The 13,876-nt window shown below is 61.5% G+C and carries 13 protein-coding genes; 4 read left to right on the top strand and 9 right to left on the bottom strand.

The window, feature by feature from the left end:
- Positions 1–13: 13 nt before the first annotated feature.
- The gene (locus tag ACEN93_RS15880; protein ID WP_039765245.1) at positions 14–1,684 is read right to left on the bottom strand and encodes a putative bifunctional diguanylate cyclase/phosphodiesterase; all 1,671 of its coding nucleotides are present in this window, start codon (positions 1,682–1,684) and stop codon (positions 14–16) included.
- 264 nt (positions 1,685–1,948) lie between these two features.
- Between ACEN93_RS15880 and rep the strand changes: the two genes are divergently transcribed.
- Positions 1,949–3,958 (top strand): DNA helicase Rep, encoded by a 2,010-nt coding sequence (gene rep, locus ACEN93_RS15885; RefSeq protein ID WP_039765244.1) that lies wholly within the window; start codon positions 1,949–1,951, stop codon positions 3,956–3,958.
- A 57-nt stretch (positions 3,959–4,015) separates the two neighbouring features.
- Complete coding sequence (locus tag ACEN93_RS15890; RefSeq protein ID WP_007920398.1) at positions 4,016–4,588, top strand: xanthine phosphoribosyltransferase; 573 nt, start codon at positions 4,016–4,018, stop codon at positions 4,586–4,588.
- A 126-nt stretch (positions 4,589–4,714) separates the two neighbouring features.
- Here ACEN93_RS15890 and ACEN93_RS15895 read toward each other — a convergent pair whose 3' ends face one another.
- The 6 genes from ACEN93_RS15895 to dadA form a co-directional block, all read right to left on the bottom strand.
- Positions 4,715–6,637 carry an acetyl-CoA hydrolase/transferase C-terminal domain-containing protein gene (locus ACEN93_RS15895; protein ID WP_495610251.1) on the bottom strand — a complete coding sequence of 641 codons (1,923 nt, stop codon included), beginning with the start codon at positions 6,635–6,637 and terminating at the stop codon, positions 4,715–4,717.
- A gap of 137 nt (positions 6,638–6,774) precedes the next feature.
- Positions 6,775–7,191 carry a c-type cytochrome gene (locus tag ACEN93_RS15900; RefSeq protein ID WP_039765242.1) on the bottom strand — a complete coding sequence of 139 codons (417 nt, stop codon included), beginning with the start codon at positions 7,189–7,191 and terminating at the stop codon, positions 6,775–6,777.
- A gap of 181 nt (positions 7,192–7,372) precedes the next feature.
- Complete coding sequence (locus ACEN93_RS15905) at positions 7,373–7,921, bottom strand: cupin domain-containing protein (protein WP_003229444.1); 549 nt, start codon at positions 7,919–7,921, stop codon at positions 7,373–7,375.
- Positions 7,922–8,009: 88 nt separating this feature from the next.
- Positions 8,010–9,083, bottom strand: a complete 1,074-nt coding sequence (gene alr / locus ACEN93_RS15910) for an alanine racemase (RefSeq protein WP_495610252.1) — start codon at positions 9,081–9,083, stop codon at positions 8,010–8,012.
- A gap of 95 nt (positions 9,084–9,178) precedes the next feature.
- The gene (locus tag ACEN93_RS15915; RefSeq protein ID WP_039765240.1) at positions 9,179–9,532 is read right to left on the bottom strand and encodes a RidA family protein; all 354 of its coding nucleotides are present in this window, start codon (positions 9,530–9,532) and stop codon (positions 9,179–9,181) included.
- Entirely contained in the window at positions 9,504–10,808 is a 1,305-nt protein-coding gene (gene dadA, locus ACEN93_RS15920) for a D-amino acid dehydrogenase (protein ID WP_210710258.1), read from the bottom strand. Before dadA ends, ACEN93_RS15915 begins: the two co-directional genes overlap by 29 nt.
- Positions 10,809–10,962: 154 nt before the next feature.
- Here dadA and ACEN93_RS15925 point away from each other — a divergent pair, with 154 nt between their 5' ends.
- Positions 10,963–11,451, top strand: a complete 489-nt coding sequence (locus ACEN93_RS15925; protein WP_003177284.1) for an Lrp/AsnC ligand binding domain-containing protein — start codon at positions 10,963–10,965, stop codon at positions 11,449–11,451.
- Between the two features lie 114 nt (positions 11,452–11,565).
- Here ACEN93_RS15925 and ACEN93_RS15930 read toward each other — a convergent pair whose 3' ends face one another.
- Entirely contained in the window at positions 11,566–11,919 is a 354-nt protein-coding gene (locus ACEN93_RS15930) for a YkgJ family cysteine cluster protein (protein WP_007954485.1), read from the bottom strand.
- Between the two features lie 145 nt (positions 11,920–12,064).
- Here ACEN93_RS15930 and ACEN93_RS15935 point away from each other — a divergent pair, with 145 nt between their 5' ends.
- Positions 12,065–13,375 carry an NAD(P)/FAD-dependent oxidoreductase gene (locus tag ACEN93_RS15935; protein ID WP_495610253.1) on the top strand — a complete coding sequence of 437 codons (1,311 nt, stop codon included), beginning with the start codon at positions 12,065–12,067 and terminating at the stop codon, positions 13,373–13,375.
- Positions 13,376–13,482: 107 nt separating this feature from the next.
- On the opposite strand, the gene ACEN93_RS15940 is transcribed toward ACEN93_RS15935, so the two are convergent.
- Complete coding sequence (locus ACEN93_RS15940; protein WP_039765237.1) at positions 13,483–13,728, bottom strand: DUF1127 domain-containing protein; 246 nt, start codon at positions 13,726–13,728, stop codon at positions 13,483–13,485.
- Positions 13,729–13,876 lie beyond the last annotated feature (148 nt).

Genomic DNA, 13,876 nt, shown 5'->3' on the forward strand with positions numbered 1-13,876 from the left:
CAGGGATTTGAGGCTAAACCACGATACCCAGCGGCGGCTGGCTGGCGTCAACCACCAGATATTCAACCAGTTCCGCCAACGGTAACGGCTTGCTGATCAGGTAACCCTGCACCTGATCACAGCCAAACCCGCGCAACAGATCCAGTTGCTCCCGGGTTTCCACCCCTTCGGCCACCACTTCCAGGTGCAGGTTGTGCGCGAGATTGATCATCGCGTGCACCAGTTTGCGGTTCTCTTCACGCTGCTCCATGCCGCCGACAAAGCTCTTGTCGATCTTCAGCAAGGTGATCGGCAGGCTGTTGAGGTGCACGAACGATGAGAACCCGGTGCCGAAATCATCCAGCGAAAATCGCACGCCGAGGCGACCGAGGGCGTCCATGGTCTGCTTGACCAGATCGCTGCGGCGCATCACGGCGGTTTCGGTGAGTTCGAATTCCAGCCACTGCGCCTCGACGCCGCGCTCGGCGATCAGACGGCTGAGCGTCGGCAGCAACTGGCTGTCCTGAAACTGGCGGAACGACAGGTTGATCGCCATGTGCAGCGCCGGCAGTCCGCGTTCGCGCAACGCCTGCATGTCGCGCAGGGCCCGGGATATCACCCAATAACCCAGCGGCACGATCAGGCCGCTCTGCTCCGCCAGCGGCACGAATTCGCTCGGCGGCAGCAGGCCGCGTTCGCTATGGCGCCAGCGCACCAGCGCTTCGAGGCCGACGATCTGGCCGTCCTGCAGGTTCAGGCGCGGCTGGTAGTGCAGCTCCAGCTCGTCACGGCGCAACGCCCGGCGCAGCTCGCTTTCGAGGTCGGCCATGCTCCGCGCGTTGCGGTTGATCCGCTCGTTGAAGATGTGAAAGGTGCAGCCCTGAGTGCTCTTGGCCTGCTGCATGGCGATATGCGCGTGCCACATCAGCGGATCCGCACCACCCTGGGCGCGGGCATGGGCGATGCCCAGGCTGGAGCCGATCAACAGGCTTTCCCCGTCGACCCAATAAGGTTCGGCCAGGGCTTCGGTAATGCGCTCGGCCATCCATTCGGCCCGTTGCGGGGCGCGGCGGGTATCGATCAGCAAGGCGAATTCATCGCTGCCGAGGCGCGCCAGTTGATCGCCGACTTCCAGCTGACTTTTCAGCCGTGCGACGACTTGCAGGATCAGGCGGTCGCCGGCCTGGTGGCCAAGGGCGTCGTTGGCGTGACGGAAGTTGTCGAGATCAAGGTGCCCGAGGGCCAGGCCGCGACCGTCGTTTTCGGCGAGGCGCGCCGTCAGCAGGGTCTGGAAGCCCTGGCGGTTGGCGATGCCGGTCAGCGGATCCTGTTCGGCCAGGCGTTGCAGGGTGTTTTCCAGCACGCCGCGTTCGCGCACATGCCGCAGGCAACGCCGGAGCATGCCGGGATCGAGGGCATCGAACACCAGCCAGTCGCTGACGCCGTCGGGCGCGGTCGCCGGCTCGTGTTCCAACAGCAACACCGTCGGCAGGCTGCAACGGCCGGGCGCCGGCTGCAACGCGGGAACGGTCAACAACACCGCGTGGCGGTTGTCTTCGAACAGGCTGCTGACCGACTCCCAGCTCGGCGCGCTGATCAGCACCGCCGTACTTCCCAACGGCGCCAGACACTCGCGCAATAACGCTGTCCACGCTGGCTCTTCGGCCAGTAGCAGCAAACGCAAGGGTTCGACAGGCGTAGTCAAGCTGACTCCCTAGACTCTGCAATGATGTGGGCGGCGGGCATTATGCCGTTGCGGCAACCAATGACCAAACGACAACGGTTATCAAAACGTTATTTTGTGTCACGAATGAGAACATTAGCCGCAAAATCACCGCGCATCCTGCGTGAAAGTAACAAAACCGGCAAATTTGAATCGCGTGCTGCGTCACAAGTCGGAGAGAGCAGCACAAATCGCTGAGCCTGTTAAAATGCCGGCCCATTTCGTCAACGACTCCCGAATTTTCGTATGTCCCGACTCAATCCCCGGCAGCAAGAAGCCGTGAACTACGTCGGCGGCCCTCTATTGGTGCTCGCCGGTGCTGGCTCCGGCAAGACCAGCGTGATCACGCGCAAGATTGCGCACCTGATCCAGAACTGCGGCATCCGCGCCCAGTACATCGTCGCCATGACCTTCACCAACAAGGCCGCGCGCGAGATGAAAGAACGTGTCGGCACCCTGCTGCGTCCAGGTGAAGGACGCGGGCTGACGGTCTGCACCTTCCACAACCTGGGCCTGAACATCATCCGCAAGGAACATGAACGGCTGGGCTACAAACCCGGTTTCTCGATCTTCGATGAAACCGACGTCAAGTCGCTGATGACCGACATCATGCAGAAGGAATATGCAGGCGACGACGGCGTCGACGAGATCAAGAACATGATCGGCGCCTGGAAAAACGACCTGATCCTGCCGGCCCAGGCCCTGGAAAACGCCCGTAACCCCAAGGAACAGACCGCCGCCATCGTCTACACCCACTATCAGCGCACGCTCAAGGCGTTCAACGCGGTGGACTTCGACGACCTGATCCTGCTGCCGGTGAAACTCTTCGAAGAGCACGCCGACATCCTCGAAAAATGGCAGAACAAGGTGCGTTACCTGCTGGTCGACGAATACCAGGACACCAACGCCAGCCAGTACCTGCTGGTGAAAATGCTCATCGGCAAACGCAACCAGTTCACCGTGGTGGGCGACGACGACCAGTCGATCTACGCCTGGCGCGGCGCGCGGCCGGAAAACCTGATGTTGCTCAAGGACGACTATCCGTCCCTGAAAGTGGTGATGCTGGAGCAGAACTACCGCTCCACCAGCCGCATCCTGCGCTGCGCCAACGTGCTGATCTCGAACAACCCGCACGAATTCGAGAAGCAGCTGTGGAGTGAGATGGGCCACGGCGACGAGATCCGCGTGATCCGCTGCCGCAACGAGGACGCCGAAGCCGAGCGCGTGGCCATGGAAATTCTCAGCCTGCATTTGCGCACCGACCGCCCGTACAGCGATTTCGCGATCCTCTATCGCGGCAACTACCAGGCCAAGCTGATCGAGCTGAAACTGCAGCACCATCAGGTGCCGTACCGTCTGAGCGGCGGCAACAGCTTCTTCGGCCGTCAGGAAGTGAAAGACCTGATGGCCTACTTCCGCCTGATCGTGAACCCGGACGACGACAACGCCTTCCTGCGGGTGATCAACGTGCCGCGCCGGGAAATCGGCTCCACGACGTTGGAAAAGCTCGGCAACTACGCCACCGAACGCAAGATCTCGATGTACGCCGCCACCGACGAACTCGGCCTGGGCGAGCATCTGGACAGCCGCTTCACCGATCGCCTGTCGCGCTTCAAGCGTTTCATGGACAAGGTGCGCGAGCAGTGCGCCGGCGAAGACCCGATCTCCGCCCTGCGCAGCATGGTCATGGACATCGACTACGAGAACTGGCTGCGCACCAATAGCTCCAGCGACAAGGCCGCGGACTACCGGATGAGCAACGTCTGGTTCCTGATCGAAGCCTTGAAGAACACCCTGGAAAAAGACGAAGACGGCGAAATGACCGTCGAGGACGCCATCGGCAAACTGGTCCTGCGTGACATGCTGGAACGTCAGCAGGAAGAGGAAGACGGCGCCGAAGGCGTCCAGATGATGACCCTGCATGCGTCCAAGGGCCTGGAATTCCCCTACGTGTTCATCATGGGCATGGAAGAGGAAATCCTCCCGCACCGCTCCAGCATCGAAGCCGACACCATCGAAGAAGAACGCCGCCTGGCCTACGTGGGCATTACCCGCGCGCGCCAGACCCTCGCGTTTACCTTCGCCGCCAAGCGCAAACAGTACGGCGAGATCATCGACTGCGCGCCAAGCCGCTTCCTTGATGAGCTGCCGCCGGACGACCTGGCCTGGGAAGGCAACGACGACACACCGACCGAAGTCAAAGCCGTGCGGGGCAACAGCGCACTGGCTGATATACGCGCGATGTTAAAGCGCTAGAATTGACCACTTTTTACTAGACCTTCGGCGCACAAAGCGCCAAATGAGGACAGCTTCATGGAAGCATTGCACCAGAAAATCCGCGAACAAGGCATTGTGCTTTCCGACCAGGTCCTGAAGGTCGACGCCTTCCTGAACCACCAGATCGACCCGGCCCTGATGAAGCTGATCGGCGACGAATTCGCCTCGCTGTTCAAGGATTCGGGCATCACCAAGATTGTCACCATCGAAGCCTCGGGCATCGCCCCGGCGATCATGACCGGTCTGAACCTCGGCGTGCCGGTGATCTTCGCCCGCAAGCAACAGTCCCTGACCCTGACTGAAAACCTGCTGTCGGCGACCGTTTACTCGTTCACCAAGAAAACCGAAAGCACAGTGGCCATCTCCCCGCGCCACCTGACCAGCAGCGACCGTGTGCTGATCATCGACGACTTCCTGGCCAACGGTAAGGCGTCCCAGGCGCTGATCTCGATCATCAAGCAGGCCGGCGCCACCGTCGCTGGCCTGGGCATCGTGATCGAGAAGTCGTTCCAGGGCGGCCGTGCGGAGCTGGATTCGCAGGGTTACCGCGTCGAGTCGCTGGCTCGCGTGAAATCGCTGAAGGATGGCGTGGTTACCTTCATCGAGTAAGCAACACCGCATTACCTCTGTGGGAGCCAGCCTGCTGGCGATGGCGTCGTGTCAGTCAACATCTTCAGGACTGGCGGATAGCAATCGCCAGCAGGCTGGCTCCCACAGTTGCTTCGGGTGTTGGAGTTATTGCGCGGTAGCTTTGAGGCCAGTAAGGAGCAACCGCTGAAACAGGTCTTCCTTCAAACCTTCCGGATCGGTGAGCTGCATGCGCGCCAGATGCTCCGGATACAGCGAAGCCTCAGGCGCATCCAGCGCGGCCTTGCCCAGTTCCAGAATCTCGGTCAGCTTGAATTTGCTCTTGAGCCAGTTCAACGCCCGCAACAGATCCTTTTCGACCTCCGTGAAATCGCAGCCCAGCGGATACTCCGGAAACAGGTTCGGATGCCGCGCGGCAATCGCCTGCAAGCGTTGTGGGGTGTTGTCGGTAAAGCGCGGATCGAGACGGAAATCCTTCGGCAACTTGCCGACCTTCTGCGCCTGCTCGATCAAGCCCTGCTGGAAGCGCGAGTCGCTGATATTCAACAGCGCCTCGATTACCACCGCATCCGACTTGCCGCGCAGATCGGCGATGCCGTACTCAGTCACCACGATATCGCGCAGGTGCCGTGGAATCGTGCAATGGCCGTACTCCCAGACAATGTTCGAACTGACATCGCCGCCGGATTCGCGCCAACTGCGCAGCAGCAGAATCGAACGCGCATCGTGCAGCGCATGGCCCTGGGCAACGAAGTTGTACTGCCCGCCGACGCCGCTGAGCACTCTCCCGTCTTCCAGTTGATCCGCCACCCCGGCGCCCAGCAGGGTAATGGTGAACACGGTGTTGATGAATCGTGCATCCAGACGCTGCAGGCGCTTGAGTTCTTCCTGACCGTACAGCTCGTTGATGTAGCTGATGCGGGTCATGTTGAATTCGAGGCGTTTGCTCCGCGGCAACTCACGCAAGCGTTCATAGAAACTGCGCGGCCCGAGGAAGAAACCGCCGTGGATCGAGATGCCATCGGTTTGCGCCGCCTCGTCGAGGGTCCCGGCGTTGGCCTGCTGCTGGGTCTGCACATCCGGGTAGACCTTGCGCCGGATGATCCCGGCTTCGGCCAGCACCAGCAGGCCGTTGACGAACATTTCGCTGCAACCGTACAGGCCTTTGGCGAAGGGTTCGATGCCGCCCTCGCGTTCGATCAACTGCGCCCATTGGCTGAGGTTCACATCGGCCAGCAAGTCCTGGTATCCGGCGTTGTCGGCCTGACGCGCCAGCAACGCGGCGGTCAGCGCATCGCCCATCGAGCCGATACCGATCTGCAAAGTACCGCCATCGCGCACCAGGGTACTGGCGTGCAGACCGATGAAATGATCCTGAAACCCGACAGGCATGTTCGGCGTGGAAAACAGCGTGCTGCTGTCCTTCTCGTCGATCAGCAGGTCGAAGGTGTCGATATCGACTTCGGCATCGCCCGGCATGTACGGCAGCTCGGTGTGCACCTGCCCGACCAGCAGAATGGTCTCCCCCGCTGCCCGGCGTTTGGCGATCATCGGGAACAGGTCGAGGGTGATGTCCGGGTTGCAACTCAGGCTCAGGCGATCCGGGTGTTCGCTGCTGCTGGCGAGCAACTGCGCCACCAGGTTCAGGCCGGCGGCGTTGATGTCGCGGGCGGCGTGGCTGTAGTTGCTGCTGACGTAATCCTGCTGGGCCGGCGCGCTGTTGAGCAGGCTGCCCGGCTGCATGAAGAACTGCTCGATGCGGATGTTGGCCGGCAGGCTATCGCGGTGCAGATCGGCGAGGAATTCCAGTTCTGGGTAATCACCGAACACCCGCTCGACGAAGGGCTCGATGAAGCGCTTCTGCAAACCATCGCCCAAGGCCGGACGGCCGAGGCACAAGGCGGTGTAGATCGTCAGCTGCCGTTCGGGCAACCCGGCCACCCGCCGGTACAGCGCGTTGACGAAGGGATTGGGTTTGCCCAGCCCCAGCGGCAGGCCCATGTGGATATGCGCCGGCAACCGCGCCAGCACGTCGTCCACCGCCTGTTCGATCGAACACAACTGCACCATCTGAAGCCTCCTGCCCGTTCCGTGAATAGAGGTACGACCGAGATTGCCGGTTGTTTGCTGCAAAGAACAGCCTCAGGCCTGAACCGCGGGCACAAAAAAACCGTCCGAAGACGGTTTTTTTTTGTCAGAAGCGCGGCTTATTTCAGGCCGGACATCTTCTGGATCGCGCCCTTGAGCTCTTCATCGGAGCAGTCGGCGCAGGTGCCTTTTGGCGGCATCGAGTTGATGCCGGTGATGGCCTTGGCCAGGATGCCGTCGAGGCCGCCCTGGTGGTCGGCACGCTCTTTCCAGGCCGCGGTGTCACCGATTTTCGGTGCGCCCAACAGGCCGGAGCCGTGGCAAGCGTTGCAATGTTTGGCAATCACTTCGTCCGGCGTCTTGGCGCCGCCACCGCCGCCTGCCGAAGCAGCGACTTCCATCCCCTTGCACTCTTGCCCTTGAACACACACCTGGCCCACCGGCTCGAGGCGTTTGGCAATGTCGTCATTCGTCGCAGCTTGAGCGCTGACAGCCCAGAGGGCCAATACGGTTGCTGGTGCAGCCAGCATTTTCATAATTAGGTTCACGCGTTCACCCTCAATGGTGGCTATTCACGCCTGCGGCCACGGTTCGCAGGCGGGCGCAAGTATAGCGGTTAGCCCGCTTCACTGAAACAACCCCAAAGTCGAAGGGGTTATATCGCGCTGTGGAAAAACGTTTCGGGTGCCTTCGCCGTATGGCCTGGCGCCTCTTGGTTTAAAAATTCGCCGGCGTGGCTGCGCTGATTAGTCGCGCCGGTGCATCGAACGGATTACGGAAACGATGCGGCTTGGTACTTTCAAAGTAGTAGCTGTCGCCGGCTTCGAGGATAAAAGTTTCAAGGCCTACCACCAGTTCCAGGCGCCCTTCCACCAGAATCCCGGTTTCCTCGCCTTCGTGGGTCAGCATTTCTTCGCCGGTGTCGGCGCCCGGCGGGTAGATTTCATTGAGGAACGCGATGGCCCGACTCGGGTGCGCGCGGCCGACCAGTTTCATGGTCACGGCGCCGTCGGAAATGTCGATCAGCTCGTTGGCCTTGTAGACGATCTGGGTCGGTTTTTCCTGCAGGATCTCTTCGGAAAAGAACTCGACCATGGACATGGGAATCCCGCCCAGAACCTTCCTCAGCGAACTGATCGAAGGACTGACGCTGTTCTTTTCGATCATCGAAATGGTGCTGTTGGTGACGCCCGCGCGCTTGGCGAGTTCACGCTGGGAAAGCCCTTTGAGCTTGCGGATCGATTGCAGTCGTTCACCGACGTCCAAGGCTGGAGCCTCCTGATGTTGTAGAAATATTGAGCGTTATCATGGCGACAGCGTTCAGTATTTACAACACTTGGGCCCCGCTAGCGCTTCAACCCTCGGAATAGAGCCTTGGCACCCGGCGCAGGTTGCAGAAGATCTGGTACGGAATGGTGTCCGCCCACTTCGCCACATCGCTGGCGAGGATGTTCTTGCCCCACAGCTCGACGGTCGAACCGAGGCCGGCCTGCGGCACGTCAGTCAGGTCGATGCACAGCATGTCCATCGACACCCGCCCAAGAATGCGGCTGCGCTGGCCGGCCACCAGCACCGGGGTGCCGGTCGGCGCCTGACGCGGATAACCGTCGGCATAACCCATGGCGACCACGCCAATGCGCATCGGTTTGTCGGTGATGAACTTCGCGCCGTAACCCACCGGTTCGCCGGCCGGCAGTTCACGCACGCTGATAACTTTCGATTCCAGCGTCATCACCGGCTGCAGGCGCTCGGCCACGGCGTTGGCTTCTTCGAACGGGGTGGCGCCGTAGAGCATGATGCCCGGGCGCACCCAGTCGCTTTGAATCTGCGGCCAGCCCAGCACCGCCGGCGAGTTGCGCAGGCTGACTTCAGCCGCCAGGCCCCGACGCGCAGCTTCGAATACTGCAACCTGATCGGCGCTGCTCTGCTCGTGCAACTCATCGGCCCGGGCGAAGTGACTCATCAGCACGACTTTCGCCACGTTGCCGCTGGCCAGCAAACGCTGGTAAGCCGCCGGGTAATCCTTCGGATGCAGGCCCACGCGGTGCATACCCGAATCGAGCTTCAGCCACACGGTGATCGGTTTGCTCAACGCTGCCTGCTCGATCGCTTCGAGCTGCCACAGCGAATGCACCACGCACCAGAAATCGTGCTCGACGATCAGCGCCAGCTCATCGGCCTCGAAAAAACCTTCAAGCAGCAGCACTGGCGCGCGAATCCCGGCGGCACGCAGCTCCAGGGCTTCTTCGATACACGCGACCGCGAAGCCGTCCGCTTCAGCCTCCAGCGCCTGGGCGCAACGCACCGCGCCATGGCCGTAGGCATCGGCCTTGATCACCGCCAGTGCCTTGGCACCGGTGACTTCACGGGCGATACGGTAGTTGTGACGCAGGGCTTGAAGGTCGATCAGGGCACGGGCAGGACGCATGGCAGCAGACTTCTTGGCGGTCATGGGAATAAAAACCGGCGCTGGCTGACGGCGTGAACCGCCAACAGCACCGGGAGAGGGATCTTTACAACGGGTTACGGCAACGCGGCGACGATGGAGATCTCGACCAGGATGCTCGGCTTGGCCATCTTCGCTTCAACCGTGGCACGGGCCGGGGCGGCGCCTTTGGGCAGCCATTGATCCCACACCGAATTCATGCCGGCAAAGTGCGCCTCGATGTCGTTCAGGTAGATCGTCGCCGACAGCAGGTGCTGTTTGTCGGTGCCGGCCAGATCGAGCAGTCGCTCGATGTTGGCGAGGACGTCGCGGGTCTGCTGTTCGACACCGGCGTTGAAGTCATCGCCGACCTGCCCGGACAGATACACCGTACCGTTGTGGCTGACGATCTGACTCATGCGCTCATTGGTGAGCTGGCGCTGGATTGCCATGCTTTGCGGACTCCTGGGTGGTGTTGCCATAACGGGAAATATCGAGGCCTTCGGCGCTGATCTGTGGCTTTTTCTTCGCCATCAGGTCAGCCAGCAAGCGACCGGAGCCGCACGCCATGGTCCAGCCGAGGGTGCCGTGACCGGTGTTCAGGAACAGGTTCTTGAACGGGGTGGCGCCGACGATCGGCGTGCCATCCGGGGTGGTTGGACGCAGGCCGGTCCAGAAACTCGCTTCGGCCAGATTGCCGCCCTGAGGATAAAGGTCGTTGACGATCATCTCCAGGGTTTCGCGCCGACGCGGGTTCAGCGACAGGTCAAAACCGGCGATCTCCGCCATGCCGCCGACGCGGATGCGGTTGTCGAAACGGGTGATCGCGACCTTGTAGGTCTCGTCGAGAATGGTCGACGTCGGGGCCATGGCCGGGTTGGTGATCGGCACGGTCAGCGAGTAGCCCTTCAACGGATACACCGGTGCCTTGATGCCAAGCGGCTTGAGCAGTTGCGGCGAGTAGCTGCCGAGGGCGAGTACGTAGCGGTCGGCGGTTTCCAGCTTGCCGTCGACCCACACGCCGTTGATGCGGTCACCGGCGAAGTCGAGGCGCTGGATGTCCTGGCCGAAACGGAATTCCACGCCCAGTTGGGTGGCCATTTCGGCGAGGCGGGTGGTGAAGATCTGGCAGTCGCCAGTCTGGTCGTTCGGCAGGCGCAGGGCACCGGCGAGGATGTCGGTGACACCCGCCAGCGCCGGTTCGACGCGGGCAATGCCGGCGCGGTCGAGGACTTCGAACGGCACGCCGGATTCTTTCAGTACGGCGATGTCTTTGGCAGCGTTATCCAGTTGTGCCTGGGTGCGGAACAACTGGGTGGTGCCGAGGCTGCGGCCTTCGTAGGCGATGCCGGTTTCGGCGCGCAGTTCGTCGAGGCAGTCGCGGCTGTACTCGGACAGACGCACCATGCGCTCCTTGTTCACCGCGTAACGGTTGGCGGTGCAGTTGCGCAGCATCTGCGCCATCCACAGGTACTGGTCGATGTCGGCGGTGGCCTTGATCGCCAGCGGCGCGTGGCGTTGCAGCAGCCACTTGATGGCTTTGAGGGGTACGCCCGGCGCAGCCCACGGCGAGGCGTAGCCTGGCGAGACCTGGCCGGCGTTGGCGAAACTGGTCTCCATGGCCGCGGCGGGCTGCCGGTCGACCACCACCACTTCAAACCCGGCACGGGCCAGATAGTAAGCACTGGCGGTACCGATGACGCCGCTACCCAAGACCATAACGCGCATTTTGTATCCCTCATCGCGGCGTGCCGCGTACGTCTGTTGTTAGAGCAATGATGCGCGCAGTGTAAAAAAGATTTGCCAGTGCTTTTCACTGTATAAGCGCCTATATTTGGCGACAATTCTCGGCAAAAACCCTTTTCACGGAGGCGCATCCCCTATGCGTACCAACACTCAGACCAAACGTGAGCTGGACAAGATCGACCGCAACATCTTGCGGATCCTGCAGGCGGACGGGCGGATTTCATTCACCGAACTGGGCGAAAAGGTCGGGCTCTCCACCACGCCGTGTACCGAGCGGGTACGGCGCCTGGAGCGCGAGGGGATCATCATGGGCTACAACGCCCGCCTGAATCCGCAGCACTTGAAGGGTAGTCTGCTGGTGTTCGTCGAGATCAGCCTCGACTACAAATCCGGCGATACTTTCGAAGAGTTCCGACGTGCGGTGCTGAAATTGCCCCACGTGCTGGAGTGCCACCTGGTATCAGGGGATTTCGACTATCTGGTGAAGGCGCGGATTTCCGAGATGGCCTCGTACCGCAAGCTGCTGGGCGACATCCTGCTCAAGCTGCCGCATGTGCGCGAATCCAAGAGCTACATCGTGATGGAAGAAGTGAAAGAGAGCCTGAGCCTGCCGATTCCGGACTGATCGCTCAGACCAGTACCTGCCCACTGGATCGTTCCCACGCTCCGCGTTCGGCTTTGGAAGGGACGCGGAGCGTCCCGGGCTGCGTTCCCACGCAGAGCGTGGGAACGATCAGAGTCAGACCAGCACTTGCCGGTTTTCAGCCATGTACTCGAACACCTGCTTCTCGACCCGTGGGTGAATCAGTTCCACCGGTCGCCGGCCGTTGGGGCACGGCAAGGTCTGGGTGGTGCCGAACAAACGGCAGATCAGCGGCCGCTCGTCATACACCGTGCAGCCATTCGGCCCCAAATGCACACAGTTGAGCTCTTCCATGGCCGCGTCTTGTTCGGCGCGGGTCTTGCGCGGCAGGCGGGACATTTCCTCAGGCGAGGTGGTCACGGGCCCGCAACAGTCATGACAGCCCGGCACGCATTCGAACGTGGGAATCTGCTGACGCAGGGTGCGGATTTTCTGACTGTTGCAGCTCATTGCAGAGGTAACCGGAGCGAAATAGGCGGCAATTGTGCCGCAAAAGCCATGATCCAGACACCACGGGGCGACCAATGTTGCCCGGCCTCGGGCCTGCGGCTTATGCTCCGTCAAATTTTCTCGACACCCGCTCAGGATGACGCCCATGAATGCCCGCGCCCAAGCCACCGCGAGCCAACCCCACGTTGCCTCTTATTACGCCGCCAGCAGCCTGCCGCAACCCGACCATCCGGTGCTGCAAGGTGAACTGATCGCCGACGTGTGCGTAGTCGGCGGCGGTTTCTCCGGGCTGAACACCGCGCTGGAACTGGCTGAACGGGGCTTGAGCGTGGTGTTGCTGGAAGCGCACCGGATCGGCTGGGGCGCCAGCGGCCGCAACGGCGGGCAGTTGATTCGCGGGGTCGGTCACGGCCTCGATCAGTTCGCCAACGTGATCGGCGCCGACGGCGTACGTCAGATGAAACTCATGGGCCTGGAAGCGGTGGAAATCGTCCGCCAGCGCGTCGAAAAATTTCAGATCCCCTGCGACCTGACCTGGGGTTACTGCGACCTTGCCAACAAACCCTCCGACCTGGAAGGTTTTGCCGAAGACGCCGAAGAGCTGCGCAGCCTCGGTTACCGCTACGAAACCCGTCTGCTGCAAGCGAACGAAATGCACACAGTGGTTGGCTCTAACCGCTACGTCGGCGGCTTGATCGATATGGGATCTGGTCATTTGCACCCGCTGAACCTGGCACTCGGCGAAGCCGCAGCAGCGCAGCAACTGGGGGTGAAGCTGTTCGAGCAATCGGCGGTCACCCGCATCGACTACGGCCCTGAAGTCCGGGTGCACACGGCGCAAGGTTCGGTGCGGGCGAAGACTCTGGTATTGGGCTGCAACGCCTATCTCAACAATCTGAATCCGCAACTCAGCGGCAAGGTGCTGCCGGCCGGCAGCTACATCATTGCCACCGAACCGCTGAGCGAAGAGCAGGCCCACGCCCTGCTGCCGCAGAACATGGCGGTCTGCGATCAGCGGGTGGCGCTGGATTACTACCGGCTCTCGGCCGACCGCCGCCTGCTGTTTGGCGGCGCCTGCCATTACTCGGGGCGCGATCCGAAGGACATCGGCGCGTACATGCGGCCGAAGATGCTTGAAGTGTTCCCGCAGCTCGCGTCAGCGAAGATCGATTATCAGTGGGGCGGGATGATCGGTATCGGCGCCAACCGTCTGCCGCAGATTGGCCGGCTCGCGGAGCAGCCGAACGTGTATTACGCCCAGGCCTATTCCGGCCACGGCGTGAATGCCACGCACCTGGCGGGCAAGCTGCTGGCCGAGGCTATCAGCGGCCAGCACAGCGGTGGCTTCGAACTGTTCGCCAAAGTGCCACACATCACCTTCCCCGGCGGCAAGCATCTGCGCTCACCGCTGCTGGCGTTGGGGATGTTGTGGCATCGGCTTAAAGAGTTGGTCTGAGATCGTTCCCACGCTCTGCGTGGGAATGCATCCAGTGACGCTCTGCGTCACAGCGGACGCGGAGCGTCCGGGGCGGCGTTCCCACGCAAAGCGTGGGAACGATCCCTCTAAATCCGCCAGAACGGCTTCAACCCTTCCTCCAGCGCCTGCTCGCGGGTCAGCCCGATGTCCTTGAGCTGTTCCGGTGTCAAGCGCAACAACGCCTTGCGCGTGTGCAGACGATGCCAGAACAGGTCCCAGCGACTCAGGCCCGACGGCGCGTTGCACATGCTCTCGTTGCGCGCATTGTCCTGTTGCCCTGCCTCCAGTTCCTGACTGTGTAACGTCAGCCGCACATCGCTCAAGCCGTTCATTTTCGTTGCTCCTGTTTACTTGGGTAGCCAGAGATTCCATGATGCGCGGGCGAGCAAAAGCATTACAGATTCAACACATCTGTATTATTTCCATACAGATTTGCTGTCTCTGCGACTGAATTGTCGATTTACGCCGCATCTGTACTGG

The sequence above is a fragment of the Pseudomonas sp. Pseusp21 genome (assembly GCF_059492145.1).

Coding starts and splice junctions, on each gene's coding strand:
- rep (WP_039765244.1), top strand. CDS start 1,949: ATGTCCCGACTCAATCCCCGGCAGCAAGAAGCCGTGAACTACGTCGGC.
- ACEN93_RS15890 (WP_007920398.1), top strand. CDS start 4,016: ATGGAAGCATTGCACCAGAAAATCCGCGAACAAGGCATTGTGCTTTCC.
- ACEN93_RS15895 (WP_495610251.1), bottom strand. CDS start 6,637: ATGGTGCAGTTGTGTTCGATCGAACAGGCGGTGGACGACGTGCTGGCG.
- ACEN93_RS15900 (WP_039765242.1), bottom strand. CDS start 7,191: ATGAAAATGCTGGCTGCACCAGCAACCGTATTGGCCCTCTGGGCTGTC.
- alr (WP_495610252.1), bottom strand. CDS start 9,083: ATGCGTCCTGCCCGTGCCCTGATCGACCTTCAAGCCCTGCGTCACAAC.
- ACEN93_RS15915 (WP_039765240.1), bottom strand. CDS start 9,532: ATGGCAATCCAGCGCCAGCTCACCAATGAGCGCATGAGTCAGATCGTC.
- dadA (WP_210710258.1), bottom strand. CDS start 10,808: ATGCGCGTTATGGTCTTGGGTAGCGGCGTCATCGGTACCGCCAGTGCT.
- ACEN93_RS15925 (WP_003177284.1), top strand. CDS start 10,963: ATGCGTACCAACACTCAGACCAAACGTGAGCTGGACAAGATCGACCGC.
- ACEN93_RS15930 (WP_007954485.1), bottom strand. CDS start 11,919: ATGAGCTGCAACAGTCAGAAAATCCGCACCCTGCGTCAGCAGATTCCC.
- ACEN93_RS15935 (WP_495610253.1), top strand. CDS start 12,065: ATGAATGCCCGCGCCCAAGCCACCGCGAGCCAACCCCACGTTGCCTCT.
- ACEN93_RS15940 (WP_039765237.1), bottom strand. CDS start 13,728: ATGAACGGCTTGAGCGATGTGCGGCTGACGTTACACAGTCAGGAACTG.